Raw genomic sequence first — 17,825 nt, 5'->3', positions numbered from 1 at the left:
CCGCCAAGGGCGGGTTTGTCTGCGTTGACGGCGTCACAGACGTGCATCTGTGCGGTTGGTTGCGGGGGCAGGACTTGAACCTGCGACCTTCGGGTTATGAGCCCGACGAGCTGCCAACTGCTCCACCCCGCGTCCGTCGAAGAAAAGATTATATGGCATCTGGTTGCGCAATGCAACACCTGTTTAACAAAACCTGACAGCGATGCGCATTGCCGCGTGCCATAACGATTAGATCGCCGCGGCGGGGCAGAGGTTCAGCCTGCTTCGGGGGTATCGCTTGTGCGCTGCCACAGCGCGGCCTCGAACTCGAAGCTGTCGCGCTGCTGCAGGTCGTCGCGCTGCCACATCACGCGGTCGCGGCGCACGGTCAGCATCCAGGTGGTGGTGGCGAGCGGCGTCGGGTGCGAAAACGCGCGCGGCGTCAGCACCGCGCCGCAGGGGCCGTGCTGCGGATCGCGCACCGAGGTGTAGCGGATCATGCCGAGGCCGGCTTCGCGCGCGATGCGGCCGAACGCCTGGCAGGGCTCGTGATGGTCCGGGTCGGTCCAGGCGGCGCGGTCGCGGTCGAACGGCGGCTGGTCCAGCGCCACGCCGGAGGTCTCGACGCGCACTTCGAACAGCGTCTGCGCGCGTGCGTCGATGCGCGGCAGGGCCGGGCTATCGTTGAGGAAGCGCCAGCGCCAGTAGCCAAGCTCGGCACAGGCGGTGCGGATCTCGTTGGCGCCATAGAACACGCCCGGATCCTGGCTGGCGCGGAAGCGCGAGCCCCAGGGCGAGGGCGGGTAGCGGAACGGGGTGAACAGCAGGTAGTGCAGATGGCGTGCCTCGACCGGCACGACCGGCTTGCCGGCGTCCAGCACGGCTTCGAGTACGGCCTGCTCCTCCAGGCTGTCGACCAGCGGCATGGTCGAGACCACATGCTGGGCTTCCACCGCCCGCCACAGCGTGAGCGCGAACTGCCGGCGCTCAGATGCGACCGCGGGTGGCGTCCAGGTAGTGAACGACACGGACCAGGCCTTCGGTTGTGCGGATCAGCTCGAGCGGCTTGCCGCCCAGCGCGAGGTTGTCGTGGGTGAGCCATAGCCGGGCCTGGTCGCCGTGGCCCAGGATGGCGTCGAGCGAGCGGAACAGGCGCACGAACAAGACGCCGAATTCCCACTCCTTGCGATGCGCGTCGAGCACATAGCCGCCCGACGCCATGCGCGAGACCGAAGCCGTGCTGATGCCCAGCACGCTCGCCACCATGGCCTGGCTGATGCCCAGAAAGCCGGCGGCGCGCATGACCGCCTTGGTCAGCGTGGTGCCGGGGTCGGGGCCGCCGGCGGGATCGGTTTCCGGAATCCGCCTCGATTGCATCGCCTATGCTCCTGTTTCTTCAGAAAGATTATAGGCGATGAATTTCAGAAGGGAAGGGGCGGTCCGAAGATCCAGCCGGGGACGCGCGCCAGTTTCGCGGGGCGCGACGGCTAGTAGGTTTCGATATGCAGCCGTCCTTCGGCCTTCATGGTGGTTTCCAGCGCCTTCCAGTTAAGACCGGCGCCGGCGCAGACCGTTTCAAATGCGGCCAGCACGCCGTCCTCCATGCCTTTCAGGCCGCAGATATAGACATGGCCGTTGGCGTCGCCCAGCAGCGCGGCGACGCTGTCCGCGGCTTCGCGGATCGCGTCCTGGACATAGCGGCGCGGCGTGGCCGGGTCGCGCGAGAAGGCGAAGTGGATGTCGAGGAAATCCCTGGGCAGCTTCAGCAGCGGGCCGAAGTAGGGCAGTTCGGCGGCATTGCGCGCGCCGAAGAACAGCAGCCGGCGCCCGCTGAATTGCGCCAGGTTGCGCCGCATGCGCTCGGTCATGGCGCGCATCGGTGCCGAGCCGGTGCCGGTGCAGATCATCATCACGCTGGCTTCGGCGTGGTTGGGCATCAGGAAGGTCGAGCCGAACGGGCCCACCACCTGCACCGCGTCGCCCTTGGCCAGGTCGCACAGGTAGTTGGATGCCACCCCCCGCACCGGCTTGCCGTCGTGATCCTGCTCGACCCGCTTGACCGTCAGCGCGAGATTGTTATAGCCCGGGCGCTCGCCGTCGCGCGGGCTGGCGACCGAATACATGCGGATGTAGTGCGGCTTGCCCGCGGCATCCGTGCCCGGCGGCACGATGCCGATCGACTGGCCTTCCAGGATCGGGAAGAAATGCGTGCCGAGATCCAGCACGATATGGTGGATGTCGCTCGAGGCGTCCGCGGCGGTGAGCCGGTAGTTGCCCGCCACGGTGGCGGTCACCGGCGCGCGCACGCCGTGCAGGTTCACATAGGGATGGGCGGCCGACCACGGCGCCCGCGGCGAGGTATGGCGGCTGGTTTCCACGGCCTGGATCGCGGCGTCGTCGGCCACGGCCGTGCTGCCGCCAGCGGTAGCCGGCTCGGCTTGGTCCGCGCTGTCGAGTTCCGGTAGCGGCACCTCGGCCGGCAGCTCGTCCCACAGCAACTGCGCCTCGATCGAATAGGCCTGGCCGCGCAGCATGGTGCGCCAGTTGTCGATGGCGCCGGTCGGGCACGGCGACAGGCAGGCATTGCAGCCGTTGCACACGTCGGCCCGGACCACGTAGTTGCGGTCGTCATGGGTGATGGCGTCGATCGGGCAGGTGTCTTCGCAGGTGTTGCAGCGAATGCAGATTTCCGGATCGATCAGGTGCTGCTTGATGATGTCGGGGGCGCCCATGGCAATCTGGTGTGGTCCGGTTCAGTTGAAGCGCACGTACTCGAAATCCATCGGCTGGCGATTGATGCCCACCGCCGGCGGGGCGATCCAGTTCGCGTACTGGCCGGGCTCGGTCACGCGGCCCATCAGCGCGGCGACGAAGGCGCGGTCTTCGTCGGTCGCCAGCCAGTCGCGTTCGTTGGCCTTCCATTCAGCCTCCGGGATCAGCCTGCCGTCGGGCGAGACGTGGACATTGGCCAGCGTGCCGATCTTGCGGTTGAAGGCCTTGTGCGGCACCGTCAGCCGGAACGGGATGCCGGCTTTCTCGATGACCTTGTTCCAGCGCGCCACGCCGCCCATGCTGTCCTTGATGTAGTCGTCGCGCAGGACTTCGTTGAGCGCGTTGAGCATCGGCACCTCGCGCTCGCCGAGGCGGCCGTCGCGCACCTCCAGCACGCGGTAGACCTCACCCTTGAGCACATGGTCGTCGGCGCGCTTGCCTTCCTCGAAGCGTCCTTTCAGGCCGGCGCTGTAGAAGGTGGCCGCGTTCGACGACTGGTCGGCGCCGAACAGGTCGATGGTGACGCTGTAGTGGAAGTTCAGGTAGCGCTGGATGGTCGGCAGGTCGATCACGCCGGCGGCGCGGACCTCGGCCGGGTCTTCGATGCCGCGCTCGCGCATGACTTCGCAGGTGCGCTGGATCACGCGCGAGACGCCGGATTCGCCGACGAACATATGGTGCGCTTCCTCGGTCAGCATAAAGCGCGTGGTGCGCGCCAGCGGGTCGAAGCCGGACTCGGCCAGCGCGCACAGCTGGAACTTGCCGTCGCGGTCGGTGAAGTAGGTGAACATGAAGAACGACAGCCAGTCCGGCGTGCGCTCGTTGAAGGCGCCGAGGATGCGCGGGTTGTCCTGGTCGCCGGAGCGGCGCTCCAGCAGCGCCTCGGCTTCCTCGCGGCCGTCGCGGCCGAAATAGCGGTGCAGCAGGTACACCATCGCCCACAGGTGGCGGCCTTCTTCGACGTTGACCTGGAACAGGTTGCGCAGGTCGTACAGGCTGGGCGCGGTCAGCCCGAGATGGCGCTGCTGCTCGACCGAGGCGGGCTCGGTGTCGCCCTGGGTCACGATGATGCGGCGCAGGTTGGCGCGGTGCTCGCCCGGGACTTCCTGCCAGGCGGCTTCGCCCTTGTGCTCGCCGAAGTGGATGCGGCGGTCGGGATCGGCCGGCTGCAGGAAGATGCCCCACCGGTAGTCGGGCATGCGGACGTGGTCGAAATGCGCCCAGCCGGATGGATCGACCGACACCGCGGTGCGCAGGTACACCTCGTAGCCGTGCGAGCCGTCGGGCCCCATGTCGCGCCACCAGTCCAGGAATGCCGGTTGCCAGTGTTCCAGCGCGCGCTGCAGCGCGCGGTCGTCGGACAGGTTGACGTTGTTGGGGATCTTCTGGCTGTAGTCGATGCTCACAAGCTGTCTCCTGTGTGGTCGGGTGGTTGCGCTAGACGCGGTCCCAGTCGAAGCGGGCCTTGTTGCCGCTGCCGAAGACCTTCAGCGCGCCATGCTCGCCGACGGCGTTGGGGCGCTGGAAGATCCAGTTCTGCCAGGCGGTGAGCCGGCCGAAGATGCGGGTCTCCATGGTCTCGGCGCCGCCGAAGCGCAGGTTGGCCTCCATCCCGGTCAGCGCATCCGGCGACAGGCTGGCGCGTTCCTCCAGCGCGATGCGGATCTCGTCTTCCCAGTCGATATCGTCCGGCGCCGCGGTGATCAGGCCGAGCGAGTCGGCGCTGAGGGCGTCCAGCGGCGCGCCGATATGGTCGCGCACCGGGCCCAGCGCGGCCTCGTCGCCGTAGAAGCGCGCGGCCAGCCGGGTCTGGCCGTTGGGCATGGGGTAGTGGCCGAAGTTGAGCGGCGAGACGAACACGCGCGGCGCATCGTCGGGCGCGTCGGGCAGGTGCAGCATGTAGCTGCGGTCGGCGGCCAGCGCCAGTTCCAGCAGCGTGCCGGCAAAGCAGGAATCGGGCTCGATCAGCGCGATCAGGCTGCGCGACGACACGTCCAGCCGCGCCAGCGTGCGGCGCAGCATGCCGATGGTCTCGCGCACGAACCAGTGGCCGGCGTGCGCCTGCAGCAGCTTATCGGCCGCCAGCACCGCGGCCGGGTCGCCATCGGTCTTCAGCACCCAGATGCCGAGGTCGAGATGGTTGGTGCGCAGCGTCAGGATCGCGTCGTCGAGCTCGCGCGCCATCTTCAGCGGCCACCACTGCGCGCCCGCGGCGACCACGCCGGCAAGATCTCCGGGCTGGTGCTTGTCCGGCCCGAACACGGTCAGCGTGGCCTTGCGCGCGGCGGCGTCGACATGCACGCGCACGGTCTCGTAGCGATAGCCGTCGGGCTCGACGGTGCGCGACAGCGGCGTCAGCGTGATGCCGTGGTGGCCTTGCGGACGGTCGCTGGTGGCCGCCAGCGCGGCGGCGCGCTCGGCCACGTATTCGGCAAAGCGCGCCGGCTTGACCACCTCGTCGACCAGCTTCCAGTCCCTGGCGCGCTGGCCGCGCACGCCTTCGGTGGTGGTGCAGAAGATGTCGGCGTGGTCGCGGCGCACATGGCGCTTGTCGGTCACGCGGGTGAGGCCACCGGTGCCGGGCAGCACGCCCAGCAGCGGCACCTCGGGCAGGCTCACCGCGGACGAGCGGTCGTCGACCAGCACGATCTCGTCGCACGCCAGCGCCAGCTCGTAGCCGCCGCCGGCGGTGGTGCCGTTGCAGGCGGCGATGAACTTCAGCCCGGAGTGCCGGCTGGCGTCCTCGATGGCATTGCGGGTTTCGTTGGTGAACTTGCAGAAGTTGACCTTCCACGCATGCGAGGACTGGCCCAGCATGAAGATATTGGCGCCCGAGCAGAAGATGCGCTCGCGCGCGCTGGTGAGCACCACGGTGCGGACTTCCGGGTGCTCGAAGCGGATGCGCTGCAGCGCGTCGTGCAGTTCGATGTCGACGCCGAGGTCATAGGAGTTGAGCTTGAGCGCATACCCTGGACGCAGGCCGCCTTCTTCATCGACATCCATCGCCAGCGTGGCGATGGGGCCGTTGAAGCTCAGCTTCCAGTGGCGGTACTGGTCGGGATGGCGCTCGAACGTGACCGGCGCGGGCGTGTCTGCGGGGCCGGGGTGCGGGGCGATTGCCGGCGTGGACATGGCTGTCTCCTGAGTGCACTATCGTGCCTTGCGGCTTTTGATGAAATATAGTGCATGGAGACGGGCGGCGCAACGTCTTTGTCGGCGCCGCCGGCGCCGGCTCAGGCGCCGGCGGCCTGCAAGCGGGCGCGCAGTTGCTGCAGCGAGGTGGCGGCGTCCTGGCCGCTGGTGTCGATCGACAGGTCGGCGCGGTCGTACAGCGGCGCGCGCGCCTGCAGGATGCGGCGCAGGTCGGCCATGGCCTCGCGGTTGCCTTCCATCGGCCGCATGTCGCCCTGGGCGACCACGCGCGCCATGTGCTCTTCCGGCGAGGTCCGCACCCAGATGGTGTAGCACTGCGCCAGCAGCAGGTTGAAGGTGGCCGGCTCCGAGACCAGGCTGCCGGGGGTGGCGAGCACCATGCGGTCGTGTTCGCGCAGGGTCCGTTCCAGCGCGCGCATTTCATAGCGGCGATAGGCGGCCTGCCCGTACAGCGAATGGATCTCGGACAGGCTGGCGCCGGCTTCCTGCTCGATCACGGCATTCAGTTCGACGAAAGGCACGTCGCGCACGGCCGCGAGCGCGCGTCCCAGCGTCGATTTGCCGGCGCCGCGCAGGCCGATCAGCGCGATGCGGCGGTGGCGCGCATCGCCGGATTCCGACGGCGCCAGCGCATGGCGGCAGGCCTCGCGCACGCGCGCCAGGTCGCCGGCCGGCAGTTGTGCCAGCCATTGCACCATCTGCGCGAACTCGGACGCCTGCTGGCCGTTGAGCGTGTCCACCTCGGCCAGCACCACCGGCAGCGGCACATCGAGGGCGCGCGCCACCTGCCGCAGCAGCAGCACCGAGGCATTGCCGGTGCCGGTCTCCAGGTTGGCGAGATAGCGTTCGGAGACAGCCGCGCCGCGCGCCAGGTCCTTGCGCGACATGCCGCGCGAGGCGCGCAGCGAGCGGATGCGCTCGCCCAGCCGCGTCAGGTAGGGGTCGCGTTCGGCGTTGGCAGCGCCCGGTGCAGGCGCGGCGGACGGGTCGGCCTCGGCGGCGCTGGCGGCGGGCAGCGGTGCGGAATCGCGGCGCATGGTGTCGGTCGGGTTGGGTGCGGCCAAAGAAATCAGGGGCGCATTATACGTTCAGCGGGGTTGCGCCAAGTGGTGCCGGAGGCGGCTGGCCCGGCGAACCCTGTCCTATAGTGCATTCCCTTGGTTGCATAATAGTTGATGTGAAATAAAATGCATCAACAAGCGGGTTCCGGTTGCAACTTGGCCGGTGCCGATAACAGCGACTGGCCTGGCGCCGGCGCGCGCCTGCCGCCCAACGGCAGGCCGCGGCGCGCGACCCCAAGGAGTGCAGACATGACGCCCCCGAACCCTGCCGCGGCTGCCGACGGCACCGTTGGTGCCATTGCGGCGCTGCCGTCACGCTTGCCGTTACGCTATAACGCCGCCGAGGACCTGTTGTCGCGCAACCTCGCGGCAGGCCGTGGCGGCAAGACCGCATACCGCGACGACACCACCGCGCTGACCTACGCCGAACTCGATGACCGGGCCCGCCGCTTTGCCGGCGCGCTGCGCGCGGCCGGCTTGCGCCAGGAAGAGCGCGTGCTGGTATGCGCGCTCGACACCGTCGATTTTCCGGTGGTATTTCTCGGCTGCCTGCTGGCGGGCGTGGTGCCGGTGGCGGTCAATACCCTGCTGACGGCGGACGACTACGCCTACATGCTGGGCCACAGCGGCGCGCGCGCGGTGGTGGTGTCCGAGCCGCTGCTGCCGGTGATGCAGGCCGCGATCGCCCAGAGCGGGCTGGCCCCGACCGTGATCCAGGCCGCGCCGCACCCCGGCGCCGCGCCGTCGTGCAGCGTCGGCGCGATGCTGGCGCGCACGCGCACACCGGCGCCGACTGCCAGCACCGGACCCGACGACATGGCGTTCTGGCTGTACTCGTCGGGCTCCACCGGCCGGCCCAAGGGCACCGTGCATACCCACGCCAACCTGTTCCATACCGCCGACCTCTATGCCCGCCAAGTGCTGGGCATGCGCGAGGACGACGTGGTGTTCTCCGCCGCCAAGCTGTTCTTTGCCTACGGGCTGGGCAACGCGCTGACCTTCCCGATGTCGGTCGGCGCCACCACCGTGCTGATGGCCGAGCGGCCCACGCCGGCGGCAGTGTTCAAACGCCTGTGCGAGCACAAGCCGACGGTATTCTGCGGCGTGCCGACGCTGTTCGCCGGCATGCTGGCGGCGCCCGACCTGCCGGCGCGCGCGCAGGTGGCCCTGCGCGTGTGCACCTCGGCCGGGGAGGCGCTGCCGCGCGATATCGGCGAACGCTTCCTGGCGCATTTCGGCTGCGACATCCTCGACGGCATCGGCTCCACCGAAATGCTGCATATCTTCCTGTCGAACCGGCCGGGCGCGGTGCGCTACGGCACCACCGGCGTGCCGGTGCCGGGCTATGAACTCAAGCTGCTCGACGAGCAGGGCGAGCCGTGCGCGGATGGCGAGATCGGCGACCTCTACATCCGCGGCCCGAGCGCCGCGCTGATGTACTGGTGCAACCGCGACAAGAGCCGCGAGACCTTTGTCGGCGCCTGGACCCGCAGCGGCGACAAGTACCTGCGCGATGCGGACGGCTACTACACCTACGCCGGCCGCAGCGACGACATGCTCAAGGTCGGCGGCATCTACGTCTCGCCGTTCGAGGTCGAGGCCGCGCTGGCACAGCATCCGGCCGTGCTCGAAGCCGCGGTGATCGGCGTGACCGATGCCGACGAACTGGTCAAGCCCAAGGCGTTCGTGGTGCTGCGCCCGGGCCAGCAATGGCATGACGGCATGGCGGCGGAACTGCAGGCCTTTGTCAAGTCGCGCCTGGCGCCGTACAAGTACCCGCGCCGGATCGAATGCGTGCCGGAATTGCCCAAGACCGCGACCGGCAAGATCCAGCGCTTCCGGCTGCGCCAGCGCGAGCAGGCCGCGCGCGGCTGAATCGCGCTTCCTGAAACGATGCAACCAGACAAGGTGTCCATGCCCAGCAGCCTGGTCGAGATCCCGTTCGACAACCGCCGCATCCAGATCGAATACCAGTGGCTGCGCCCCGAGCGCGCGCAGCGTCCGCTGGTGGTGTTCCTGCACGAGGGCCTCGGCTCGGTCAGCATGTGGCGCGACTTTCCGCTGGCCTTCTGCGAGGCCGGCGATTACCGCGGGCTGGTGTTTTCCCGCTACGGCTACGGCCGCTCCACGCCGCGGCCGCACGACGAGAAGTGGCGCCCCGATTTCATGCACCGGCAGGCGCGCGAGGCGCTGCCCGCGCTGTTCGATGCGCTCGAGATCGGACCCGGCCGCGCGCGCGGCATACCCTGGCTGCTCGGCCACAGCGATGGCGGTTCGATCGCGCTGATCCACGCCGCCAGCTTTCCGCGCGCCGTGGCGGGCATCACCGTGCTGGCGCCGCATATCGTGGTCGAAGACCTGTCGGTGCGCAGCATCGCGGCGACGCGCCAGGCCTATCTCGAAACCGACCTGCGCGAGCGGCTGGCGCGCCACCACGCAGATGTCGATTCCGCCTTCTGGGGCTGGAACGATATCTGGCTCGATCCGGAATTCCGCCGCTGGGACCTGCGGCCGCTGCTGTCCGGCATCCAATGCCCGGTGCTGGCGGTGCAGGGCGAGGACGACGAGTACGGCACCATGGCGCAGATCGAGGGTATCCATCGATATGCCCCCCAGACCACCTTGCTTAAACTCGCGCGATGCGGACATGCGCCCCATCGCGACCAAAAAGATCCGTTGACGCTGGCGGCGGTTCGGCATATAAACGCATATACTTCAAACCTAAAATAATTCGGCTTCCCGCCGATTGCGCAGGGGTTCCCGGTGCCGGATGCGCCGGCGGCCCATGGCAAGGGCAGGGGTGACCGGCAACGGTCCAGCGAGCCAACCGGCTTGACCACCAGGAGACACCATGCGTCGCTTCCCATCGCGCAGGCTCGCGCCTGCCTGCCTTGCCGCCGCCGCCGTCTTTGCCATGGCCGGCGCTGCCGCGCAGCCCGCGGCCCCCGCGGCCGGCGCCCCCGCCGGCGGCAAGATCAAGATCGGCTTCATGCTGCCGTACACCGGCACCTACGCCGCGCTGGGCAACGCCATCGAGAACGGCTTCCGCATGTACGTGCAGCAGCAGGGCGGCAAGCTGGGCGGGCGCGAGATCGAATACTTCAAGGTCGACGACGAATCCGATCCGGCCAAGGCGCCGGAGAACGCCACCAAGCTGGTCAAGCGCGACCAGGTCGACGTGGTGGTCGGCACGGTGCATTCCGGCGTGCAGATGGGCATCGTCAAGGTGGCCAAGGAAAACAACACGCTGCTGATCATTCCCAATGCCGGCGTCGACGAGGCCACCGGGCCGCTGTGCGGGCCCAACATCTTCCGCACCTCGTTCTCGAACTGGCAGCCGGGCTATGCCATGGGCCAGGTGCTGGGCGAGCGCGGCCTGAAGAAGGTGGTGACGCTGACCTGGAAATACGCCGCCGGCGAGCAGTCGGTCAAGGGCTTCAAGGAGGCGTTCGAGGCCAAGGGCGGCAAGGTGGTGAAGGAGCTGAGCCTGCCGTTCCCCAATGTCGAGTTCCAGGCGCTGATCACGGAAGTGGCGTCGCTCAAGCCCGATGCCGTGTTCGTGTTCTTTGCCGGCGGCGGCGCGGTCAAGTTCGTCAAGGACTGGGCCGCGGCCGGGCTGAAGGACAAGATCCCGCTGTATGGTTCGGGCTTCCTGACCGACGGCACGCTCGAGGCGCAGGGCAACGCCGCGCAGGGCCTGGAAACCACGCTGCATTACGCCGACGGCCTGACCAACCCGCGCGACAAGAACTTCCGCCTGGACTACGCCAAGACCTACAAGCTGCAGCCCGACGTGTACGCGGTGCAAGGCTACGATGCCGCCCAGCTGCTGGCGGCCGGTGCGGCCGCGGTGAAGGGCGACATGACGCGCAAGGCCGACCTGTACAAGGCCATGGGCGGCGCCAGGATCGACAGCCCGCGCGGGGCCTTCACGCTGTCGAAGGCGCACAACCCGGTGCAGGACTTTTATCTGCGCAAGGTGGACGGGCGCGAGAACAAGGTCAGCGCGGTGGCGGTGAAGGCGCTGGCCGATCCGGCGCGCGGGTGCAGGTTGTAAGGACTTATCGTTCCCGCTTGTTTGCTCCCCTCTCCCGCCTGCGGGAGAGGGGCCGGGGGTGAGGGCAGGCGGGTCAAAGGCTGAGGGCCGCAGTTTCAAAACCATTGGCCCCGCTTGGCGTGGCTCCTTGCTAAACCACCCCTCACCCCGACCCTCTCCCCATGCGGGGAGAGGGAGAACACCTTGCTGAGGCAAGTTCGGGCGGCTTTGGTGCATCCCAAAACCGTCGTCATCCTGTCGTAGTTTGCAGAAGTGCCCGCATGGACATCGTCTCCTTCCTCATCCAATGCCTGAACAGCGTCCAGTACGGCCTGCTGCTGTTCCTGGTTGCCAGCGGCCTGACGCTGATCTTCGGCATCATGGGCGTGATCAACCTGGCTCATGGCAGCTTCTACATGCTGGGCGCCTACCTCGCCTTCACGCTGGCCGGCCTGACCGGCAACCTGTTCATTGCGATTCCGCTGGGCATCGTGCTGGCGGTGGCGTTCGGCTATGTGCTGGAGTGGGCCTTCTTCAGCTACCTGTACGAGCGCGACCACCTGCAGCAGGTGCTGATGACCTACGGCCTGATCCTGGTATTCGAAGAGCTGCGCAGCATCCTGGTCGGCGATGACGTGCACGGCGTGCAGGTGCCGGCGTTGCTCGACGGCGCGCTGCCGATCGGCAACGACATGACCTACCCGGTGTACCGGCTGTTCATCTCCGCCATCTGCCTGGTGGTGGCGCTGGCGATGTACTACGTGATCCGCCGCACGCGCCTGGGCATGATGATCCGTGCCGGCGCGACCAACCGCGAGATGGTGCAGTCGCTGGGCATCAATATCACGGTGCTGTACCGCTTCGTGTTTGCGCTGGGGGTGGCGCTGGCGGTGCTGGCCGGCATGATCGCCGCGCCGGTGTCGTCGGTGTATCCGGGCATGGGCGCGCAGGTGCTGATCGTGTGCTTCGTGGTGGTGGTGATCGGCGGCATCGGCTCGGTCAAGGGCGCGCTGGTGGCGTCGCTGCTGCTGGGTTTTGTCGATACCTTCGGCAAGGTGTTCTGGCAGGAGGCGGCCGGCGTGCTGATCTACCTGTTGATGGCGGTGATCCTGCTGTGGAAGCCGCAGGGGCTGTTCAAGGCGGGATGACATGAATCCGACGACATTGCCGGCGCGCCGGCACGCTGCGCGCAACGCCACGCTCGCCACCGCGCTGGGCTGGGTGGTGGCCTTTGCGGTGCTGGCCGGGCTGCCGCTGCTGCTGACCGCGGACAGCCACAAGTTCTATATCGAGCTGCTCAGCAAGGTGATGATCATGGCGATCTTCGCGCTGTCGCTGCAGCTGCTGATCGGCTACACCGGGCTGGTCAGCCTGGGCCATGCCGCTTATTTCGCCATGGCGGCCTACGCCACCGCGATGCTGGCGCCGCAGAGCGGCCCCGGCAACGGCTGGGTCCTGCTGGCCGCCGCGCTGGCGGCGTCGGCCGCGCTGGCGCTGGTGGTGGGCGCGCTGGTGCTGCGCACGCGCGGAGTGTATTTCATCATGGTGACGCTGGCGTTCGCGCAGATGGTGTACTTCGTGTTCCACGACACCAAGGTCGCGGGCGGCAGCGATGGCACCTATATCTACTTCCGTCCGGAATTTCCCGTGCCGGGCGAGCGCCTGCTGACGGTGAACGACCCCATGCACTTCTACTGGCTGGTGTGGCTGGGGCTGGTGGCGACCGTGGCGGTGCTGATGCTGGTGCTGCGCTCGCGCTTCGGCCACGCGCTGGTCGGCATCCGCCATAACGAGCAACGCATGCGCGCGGCCGGCTATGCCACCTACCGCTACCAGCTGGGCGCCTTTGTCGCGGGCGGGCTGCTGGCGGGACTGGCGGGGTTTCTCTATGCGATCCAGTTCGGCTTCGTCAATCCGGAAATCGCGTCGTGGCACCAGTCGGGCAACGCCATGCTGATGGTGATCCTGGGCGGTGTCGGCAGCCTGGCCGGCGCGGTGCTGGGCGCGTTCTCGTTCGTGCTGCTGGCCGAGTGGTTCAGTACCCTGACCAAGCACTGGCAGCTGCTGATGGGCGGCTTCATCATTGTCGCGGTGGCGCTGCTGCCGCGCGGGCTGGTCAGCCTGCCATCGGTGCTGCGGCACGGGCGCCGTCGGCGCCGCAATGGCGATGCGGGCTCCGGCACCGGCGAAGCCCCTGCGGAGCCGCGCAGCCATACGGAGGCCGCATGAGCACGCCCGCCACCACCATCCTCGAAGCGCAGCAGCTGACCCGGCGCTTCGGCGGCCTGACCGCGGTGGCGGGCGTCGACCTGACGCTGGCGCTGCACGAGATCCACGCCGTGATCGGCACCAATGGCGCCGGCAAGTCGACCCTGATCAATATGCTGTCCGGCGAATTGCCGCCGTCCTCCGGCCGCCTGCGCCTGAAGGGCGAGGACGTGACCGGCTGGTCGCAGCCGCGGCTGGCGCGCCATGGGGTGGGGCGCAGCTACCAGCGCAACAACATCTTCCTGCCGCTGACGGTGCGCGAGAACTGCCGGCTGGCGGCGCAGTCGCGCGCGCAGCGCGCCTGGCGGCTGTGGGAAAGCGCCCAGGGCTGCCGCACTGCCGCGACGCTGGCCGACGAGGCCATGGAGCGCGCCGGGCTGGAGCACCTGGCGGAGCGGCGCGCCAGCGACCTCGCGCACGGGCAGAAGCGCCAGCTGGAAGTGGCGATGTGCCTGGCCACGCAGCCGGTCGCGCTGCTGCTGGACGAGCCGCTGGCGGGCATGGGCGCGGAAGAGTCGGCACGGATGCTGGCACTGCTGCGCGGCCTGCGCGAAGGCCACGCCATCCTGCTGGTGGAGCACGACATGGACGCGGTGTTCTCGGTCGCCGACCGCATCACCGTGATGGTCAACGGCGCCGTGATCGCCACCGGCAGTCCCGAGGCGATCCGCACCAACCATGAAGTCCAGGTTGCCTACCTGGGCGAGGAAGAGGACGAGGCCGCATGAACCTGCCGAACCCCGCGGCGGCCCCGGCCGCGCCGATGATCGAGGCCACCGGCATCAACGCCTGGTACGGCTCGAGCCACGTGCTGCGCGACATCGACTTCACCGTCGGCGCGGGCGAGACGGTCGGGCTGCTGGGTCGCAACGGCATGGGCAAGAGCACGCTGTTGCGCACGCTGCTGGGCCACGTGCGCCAGCGCCAGGGCCGCATCCTGGTGGCCGGCCGCGATGTGTCGCGCGCGCAGCCGTTCGAGGTGGCGCGCCTCGGCGTGGCCTACGTGCCGGAGGGGCGCGGCATCTTCCCCAGCCTGTCGGTGCGCGAGAACCTGCTGATGGCTGCGCGCAAGGGCTGCAATGGCCGCAACGACTGGGACGAGGCGCGCGTGCTAGACCTGTTCCCGCGCCTGAAGGAACGCCTGTCCCATGGCGGCCAGCAGCTGTCCGGCGGCGAGCAGCAGATGCTGTCGATCGGCCGCGCGCTGATGACCAATCCCGACTGCCTGGTGCTGGACGAGGCCACGGAAGGACTGGCGCCGCGCATCGTGCGCGAGATCTGGGCCGTCATTGCCACCGTGCGGAGCACCGGCATCGCCTCGGTGGTGGTCGACCGCAATTTCCGCTCGGTGCTGGCGCACGCCGACCGTGCGGTGGTGCTGGAAAAGGGCCGGGTGGTGCTGTCCGGCCCTGCATCGGATCTCGCCGGCAAGCCGGAAGCGCTGGACCGCTACCTGGGTGTCTGACTCCACAAAGTGAGATATAAAGCACTATTGTTGCCCTGCCGCAACGGCACTTGCGGGCGCAAGGTATCGCTGTTTTGCTCCGCCGGGGCTTGACCATCCGCCACTTCCCTCCCATTCTTGCGAAGTCACGAAAGCGGCATCCCTTTTTGCCGCAGTGGTCGATAGTCGACAGTTCAACTAGAATTGCGCCCGTTTGTGCAATGCAATAAGCACCGCAACCAGCACCGGAACCGGGCGCAGCAAGCCGTAGCGCCGGATCGGGCCAGGCCGCGGCAGAGCCAACAAACCTGCCGGCGCTCCGCGCGAGCAGACCCAACTTCATGACCCAATCCACAACCAGCCACTATTTTGTCGAGAGCCCCAGCACGCGCGCGCTGGTGCTCGGCGCGGTAGGCGTCGTCTTCGGCGACATCGGCACCAGCCCGCTCTACGCCCTCAAGGAATGCTTCAGCAAGGAGCACGGCATCGCCTTCAGCACGGACGCCGTGCTGGGCGTGATCTCCATGCTGTTCTGGGCCATGATCATCGTGGTCTCGATCAAGTACGTGGTGTTCGTGATGCGGGCCGACAACGACGGCGAAGGCGGGGTGCTGGCGCTGATGGCGCTGGTGCTGCGCACCGTGGCGCAGCGCTCCGGCAAGGCCCGCGTGCTGATGATGCTGGGCATCTTCGGTGCCTGCATGTTCTACGGCGACGCGGTGATCACGCCGGCGATCTCGGTGCTGTCGGCGGTGGAGGGGCTGGAGATCGCCGCGCCGCAGCTGTCGCATTTTGTGATACCGATCACGCTGGTGATCCTGGCGGCGCTGTTTCTGATCCAGCGCCACGGCACCGCGGCGGTGGGCAAGCTGTTCGGGCCGGTGATGACGGCGTGGTTCCTGGCGCTGGGCGCATTGGGCATCTACAACCTGGTGCAGGCGCCGGAAATCCTGAAGGCGGTGAATCCCTACTACGGCATCATCTTCCTGGTCGAGCACGCGCTGCAGGCGTTTATCGTGCTCGGCTCGGTGTTCCTGGTGCTGACCGGGGCCGAGGCCCTGTATGTCGACATGGGCCACTTCGGCGCGCGCCCGATCCGCATCGGCTGGTTCATCCTGGTGATGCCGTGCCTGATGCTGAACTACTTCGGCCAGGGCGCGATGCTGCTGAACAACCCGGCCGGCACCGAGAACCCGTTCTACCTGATGGTGCCGGAACTGCTGCTGATCCCGATGGTGCTGCTGGCAACCTGCGCCACCGTGATCGCCTCGCAGGCGGTCATCTCGGGCGCGTACTCGCTGACCAGCCAGGCGATCCAGCTGGGTTTCCTGCCGCGCATGCGGGTGCGCTATACCTCGGCGGCCGAGATTGGCCAGATCTACCTGCCGGTGGTGAACTGGATGCTGCTGGCGCTGGTGTTCGCCGTCGTGATCTCGTTCAAGAAGTCCGAGAACCTGGCGGCTGCCTATGGCATCGCGGTGACCACCACCATGGTCATCACCACCATCCTGGCGACGGTGTGCATGCGCAATGTCTGGAAATGGAACCCCGCGCTGGTCGCGGTGCTGGGCGCGGCCTTCCTGGTGGTGGATTTGTCGTTCTTCGCGGCGAACCTGCTCAAGGTCGCCGAAGGCGGCTGGTTCCCGCTGCTGCTGGGCAGCAGTGCGTTCTTCCTGCTGATGACGTGGTACAGCGGCCGCAAGCTGCTGCGCGCGCGCAGCCTGGAAGACGGCATCCCCCTGGAGCCGTTCATCGCCGGCCTGCTGGCGCACCCGCCGCACCGCGTCGAAGGCACCGCGGTGTTCCTGACCGGCAACACCGATTCGGTGCCGGTCTCGCTGCTGCACAACCTGAAGCACAACCGCGTGCTGCATGAGCGCGTGGTGTTCCTGAACTTCATCACGCGCGACGTCCCCTACGTCGACGACGACCAGCGCCTGAGCTGCAAGGACCTGGGCGGCGGCGTGTTTATCCTGAAGTCCGAGTACGGCTTCAAGGAAACGCCCGACGTGCAGAAGGTGCTGGACCTGGCCGATCGCAAGCTCGACATGCATTTCGAGCTGATGGAGACCTCGTTCTTCATCGCCCGCGAATCGGTGATCCCGTCCAAGCTGCCGGGCATGCCGATGTGGCGCGAAAGCCTGTTCGCGTGGATGCACCAGAACGGCGCCAAGCCGTCCGACTTCTTCCAGATTCCGGCCAACCGGGTCGTCGAACTGGGCACCAAGGTCGAAATCTGAGCGCGCGCGGGCCCGCGCCCGCCACCCGCTCCGCCAGCCCCCGGGCCCGCGCCGCCAGGCGCGCCGGGGGCTTTTCTTTGGTTCAACGCTTTGGGCCGTGAAGCCCGGCAGCGGGGCACAGGTCCCGGAAAACGGCCCCCTGGCGGCCCGACCCGGGACCGTGGCCTCATGCGGCGAGCCTGCCCGCCTCCGACAATACGTTCCTCAGCTTGTCTCGCCCCGCGCCTTGCGGCAGTTCCCTCATCGGCGTGGCGGCATCCAGACTGCCCCAGCACACCCCGGATCCCGGAGTCCGGCGCCACGCCGCTGCCCTGATGGGATGGCAGGCGGCCGGCGCCAGGCAATGGCTTGCACGGCACGGGCGATCCCGTGCAGCCGCGCCGTTTCATCGTCGATCGCCTGAATGACGGCATTGCCGGGGCAGAGTTGCCGCCGGCCGCCGCAGTTGGAGATTGCAATGCACAGGAATCTTGCCCACACCCTCGTTGCCGCTGCCGCACTCGCCGCCGGCTTCAGCCAGGCGGCCCAGGCCGGCGCCTATGGCGAAGCCCTGGCCGCTGCCGTGCCGCGCCACACCGCCCAGCGCGACGCTTTTACCGAGGGGGCGCGCAGTCCGGCCGCGGAGAGCGCGCTGCTGCCGGTGGTGGCGCGCGGCAATCTTTCCGTGTGCCGCGTGCGCGGCTTTGAAGCGGGCCAGGACGGGATGCGCAAGCCGGACCCCTATACCGATGGTGCGCGCGTGGGCCGCTTCGATGTCTTCACCGAGGGCGCGCGCGCCGGGGCGCGCAACCCCTATACCGACGGCGCGCGCAGCGATGCGCGCGGCAGCGGGGAATGCCTGTCCTGAACCCGCGGCGGCGCTTTTGCGCCGC

General features: G+C 68.2%; 15 protein-coding genes and 1 tRNA gene. 9 read left to right on the top strand and 7 right to left on the bottom strand.

All coding sequences use genetic code 11. The features are described 5' to 3' along the window. Positions 1 to 56: 56 nt before the first annotated feature. The 7 genes from LIN44_RS11465 to LIN44_RS11435 all read right to left on the bottom strand — a co-directional run bounded on the left by LIN44_RS11465 (position 57) and on the right by LIN44_RS11435 (position 6,941). Positions 57 to 132, bottom strand: a tRNA-Met gene (locus LIN44_RS11465). 122 nt (positions 133 to 254) lie between these two features. Further along, the gene (locus tag LIN44_RS11460; RefSeq protein ID WP_227312190.1) at positions 255 to 1,007 is read right to left on the bottom strand and encodes an RES family NAD+ phosphorylase; all 753 of its coding nucleotides are present in this window, start codon (positions 1,005 to 1,007) and stop codon (positions 255 to 257) included. Then, positions 967 to 1,356, bottom strand: coding sequence for an MbcA/ParS/Xre antitoxin family protein (locus LIN44_RS11455; protein WP_018004354.1), 390 nt, complete (start codon positions 1,354 to 1,356; stop codon positions 967 to 969). Before LIN44_RS11455 ends, LIN44_RS11460 begins: the two co-directional genes overlap by 41 nt. A gap of 110 nt (positions 1,357 to 1,466) precedes the next feature. Further along, positions 1,467 to 2,711 (bottom strand): benzoyl-CoA 2,3-epoxidase subunit BoxA, encoded by a 1,245-nt coding sequence (gene boxA, locus LIN44_RS11450; protein WP_227312189.1) that lies wholly within the window; start codon positions 2,709 to 2,711, stop codon positions 1,467 to 1,469. Positions 2,712 to 2,732: 21 nt separating this feature from the next. Then, on the bottom strand, positions 2,733 to 4,157 hold the full coding sequence (gene boxB / locus LIN44_RS11445; protein WP_227312188.1) for a benzoyl-CoA 2,3-epoxidase subunit BoxB: 1,425 nt from the start codon (positions 4,155 to 4,157) through the stop codon (positions 2,733 to 2,735). A 31-nt stretch (positions 4,158 to 4,188) separates the two neighbouring features. After that, positions 4,189 to 5,883, bottom strand: a complete 1,695-nt coding sequence (gene boxC, locus LIN44_RS11440) for a 2,3-epoxybenzoyl-CoA dihydrolase (RefSeq protein ID WP_227312187.1) — start codon at positions 5,881 to 5,883, stop codon at positions 4,189 to 4,191. A 101-nt stretch (positions 5,884 to 5,984) separates the two neighbouring features. After that, entirely contained in the window at positions 5,985 to 6,941 is a 957-nt protein-coding gene (locus LIN44_RS11435) for a helix-turn-helix transcriptional regulator (protein WP_227312186.1), read from the bottom strand. Positions 6,942 to 7,214: 273 nt separating this feature from the next. Between LIN44_RS11435 and LIN44_RS11430 the strand changes: the two genes are divergently transcribed. From LIN44_RS11430 to LIN44_RS11390, 9 genes are all read left to right on the top strand, one after another. After that, on the top strand, positions 7,215 to 8,840 hold the full coding sequence (locus LIN44_RS11430) for a benzoate-CoA ligase family protein (RefSeq protein WP_227312185.1): 1,626 nt from the start codon (positions 7,215 to 7,217) through the stop codon (positions 8,838 to 8,840). Between the two features lie 39 nt (positions 8,841 to 8,879). Next, positions 8,880 to 9,695, top strand: a complete 816-nt coding sequence (locus LIN44_RS11425) for an alpha/beta fold hydrolase (RefSeq protein ID WP_227312184.1) — start codon at positions 8,880 to 8,882, stop codon at positions 9,693 to 9,695. 121 nt (positions 9,696 to 9,816) lie between these two features. Continuing rightward, positions 9,817 to 11,022, top strand: a complete 1,206-nt coding sequence (locus tag LIN44_RS11420) for an ABC transporter substrate-binding protein (RefSeq protein WP_227312183.1) — start codon at positions 9,817 to 9,819, stop codon at positions 11,020 to 11,022. A gap of 260 nt (positions 11,023 to 11,282) precedes the next feature. Further along, complete coding sequence (locus LIN44_RS11415; protein ID WP_025582061.1) at positions 11,283 to 12,149, top strand: branched-chain amino acid ABC transporter permease; 867 nt, start codon at positions 11,283 to 11,285, stop codon at positions 12,147 to 12,149. 1 nt (position 12,150) lies between these two features. Next, the gene (locus LIN44_RS11410; RefSeq protein WP_227312182.1) at positions 12,151 to 13,230 is read left to right on the top strand and encodes a branched-chain amino acid ABC transporter permease; all 1,080 of its coding nucleotides are present in this window, start codon (positions 12,151 to 12,153) and stop codon (positions 13,228 to 13,230) included. After that, positions 13,227 to 13,997, top strand: a complete 771-nt coding sequence (locus LIN44_RS11405; protein WP_227312181.1) for an ABC transporter ATP-binding protein — start codon at positions 13,227 to 13,229, stop codon at positions 13,995 to 13,997. Before LIN44_RS11410 ends, LIN44_RS11405 begins: the two co-directional genes overlap by 4 nt. Continuing rightward, complete coding sequence (locus tag LIN44_RS11400) at positions 13,994 to 14,734, top strand: ABC transporter ATP-binding protein (protein WP_227312180.1); 741 nt, start codon at positions 13,994 to 13,996, stop codon at positions 14,732 to 14,734. The genes LIN44_RS11405 and LIN44_RS11400 overlap by 4 nt, the downstream gene beginning before the upstream one ends. Positions 14,735 to 15,054: 320 nt before the next feature. After that, positions 15,055 to 16,953 carry a potassium transporter Kup gene (locus tag LIN44_RS11395; protein ID WP_227312179.1) on the top strand — a complete coding sequence of 633 codons (1,899 nt, stop codon included), beginning with the start codon at positions 15,055 to 15,057 and terminating at the stop codon, positions 16,951 to 16,953. Between the two features lie 457 nt (positions 16,954 to 17,410). After that, positions 17,411 to 17,800, top strand: coding sequence for a hypothetical protein (locus tag LIN44_RS11390; protein WP_227312178.1), 390 nt, complete (start codon positions 17,411 to 17,413; stop codon positions 17,798 to 17,800). Positions 17,801 to 17,825 lie beyond the last annotated feature (25 nt).

The sequence above is a fragment of the Cupriavidus sp. MP-37 genome, assembly GCF_020618415.1.
In the GTDB taxonomy this organism is placed as follows: Bacteria; Pseudomonadota; Gammaproteobacteria; order Burkholderiales; family Burkholderiaceae; genus Cupriavidus.
Note: the sequence above shows the minus strand (reverse complement) of the source record. Positions and strands in the feature narration are given on the sequence as shown.

Excerpts from the sequence above, each read along its gene's own strand:
- LIN44_RS11455 (WP_018004354.1), bottom strand. The coding sequence starts at position 1,356 with ATGCAATCGAGGCGGATTCCGGAAACCGATCCCGCCGGCGGCCCCGAC.
- boxA (WP_227312189.1), bottom strand. The coding sequence starts at position 2,711 with ATGGGCGCCCCCGACATCATCAAGCAGCACCTGATCGATCCGGAAATC.
- boxC (WP_227312187.1), bottom strand. The coding sequence starts at position 5,883 with ATGTCCACGCCGGCAATCGCCCCGCACCCCGGCCCCGCAGACACGCCC.
- LIN44_RS11435 (WP_227312186.1), bottom strand. The coding sequence starts at position 6,941 with ATGCGCCGCGATTCCGCACCGCTGCCCGCCGCCAGCGCCGCCGAGGCC.
- LIN44_RS11430 (WP_227312185.1), top strand. The coding sequence starts at position 7,215 with ATGACGCCCCCGAACCCTGCCGCGGCTGCCGACGGCACCGTTGGTGCC.
- LIN44_RS11425 (WP_227312184.1), top strand. The coding sequence starts at position 8,880 with ATGCCCAGCAGCCTGGTCGAGATCCCGTTCGACAACCGCCGCATCCAG.
- LIN44_RS11420 (WP_227312183.1), top strand. The coding sequence starts at position 9,817 with ATGCGTCGCTTCCCATCGCGCAGGCTCGCGCCTGCCTGCCTTGCCGCC.
- LIN44_RS11415 (WP_025582061.1), top strand. The coding sequence starts at position 11,283 with ATGGACATCGTCTCCTTCCTCATCCAATGCCTGAACAGCGTCCAGTAC.
- LIN44_RS11410 (WP_227312182.1), top strand. The coding sequence starts at position 12,151 with ATGAATCCGACGACATTGCCGGCGCGCCGGCACGCTGCGCGCAACGCC.
- LIN44_RS11405 (WP_227312181.1), top strand. The coding sequence starts at position 13,227 with ATGAGCACGCCCGCCACCACCATCCTCGAAGCGCAGCAGCTGACCCGG.
- LIN44_RS11400 (WP_227312180.1), top strand. The coding sequence starts at position 13,994 with ATGAACCTGCCGAACCCCGCGGCGGCCCCGGCCGCGCCGATGATCGAG.
- LIN44_RS11395 (WP_227312179.1), top strand. The coding sequence starts at position 15,055 with ATGACCCAATCCACAACCAGCCACTATTTTGTCGAGAGCCCCAGCACG.
- LIN44_RS11390 (WP_227312178.1), top strand. The coding sequence starts at position 17,411 with ATGCACAGGAATCTTGCCCACACCCTCGTTGCCGCTGCCGCACTCGCC.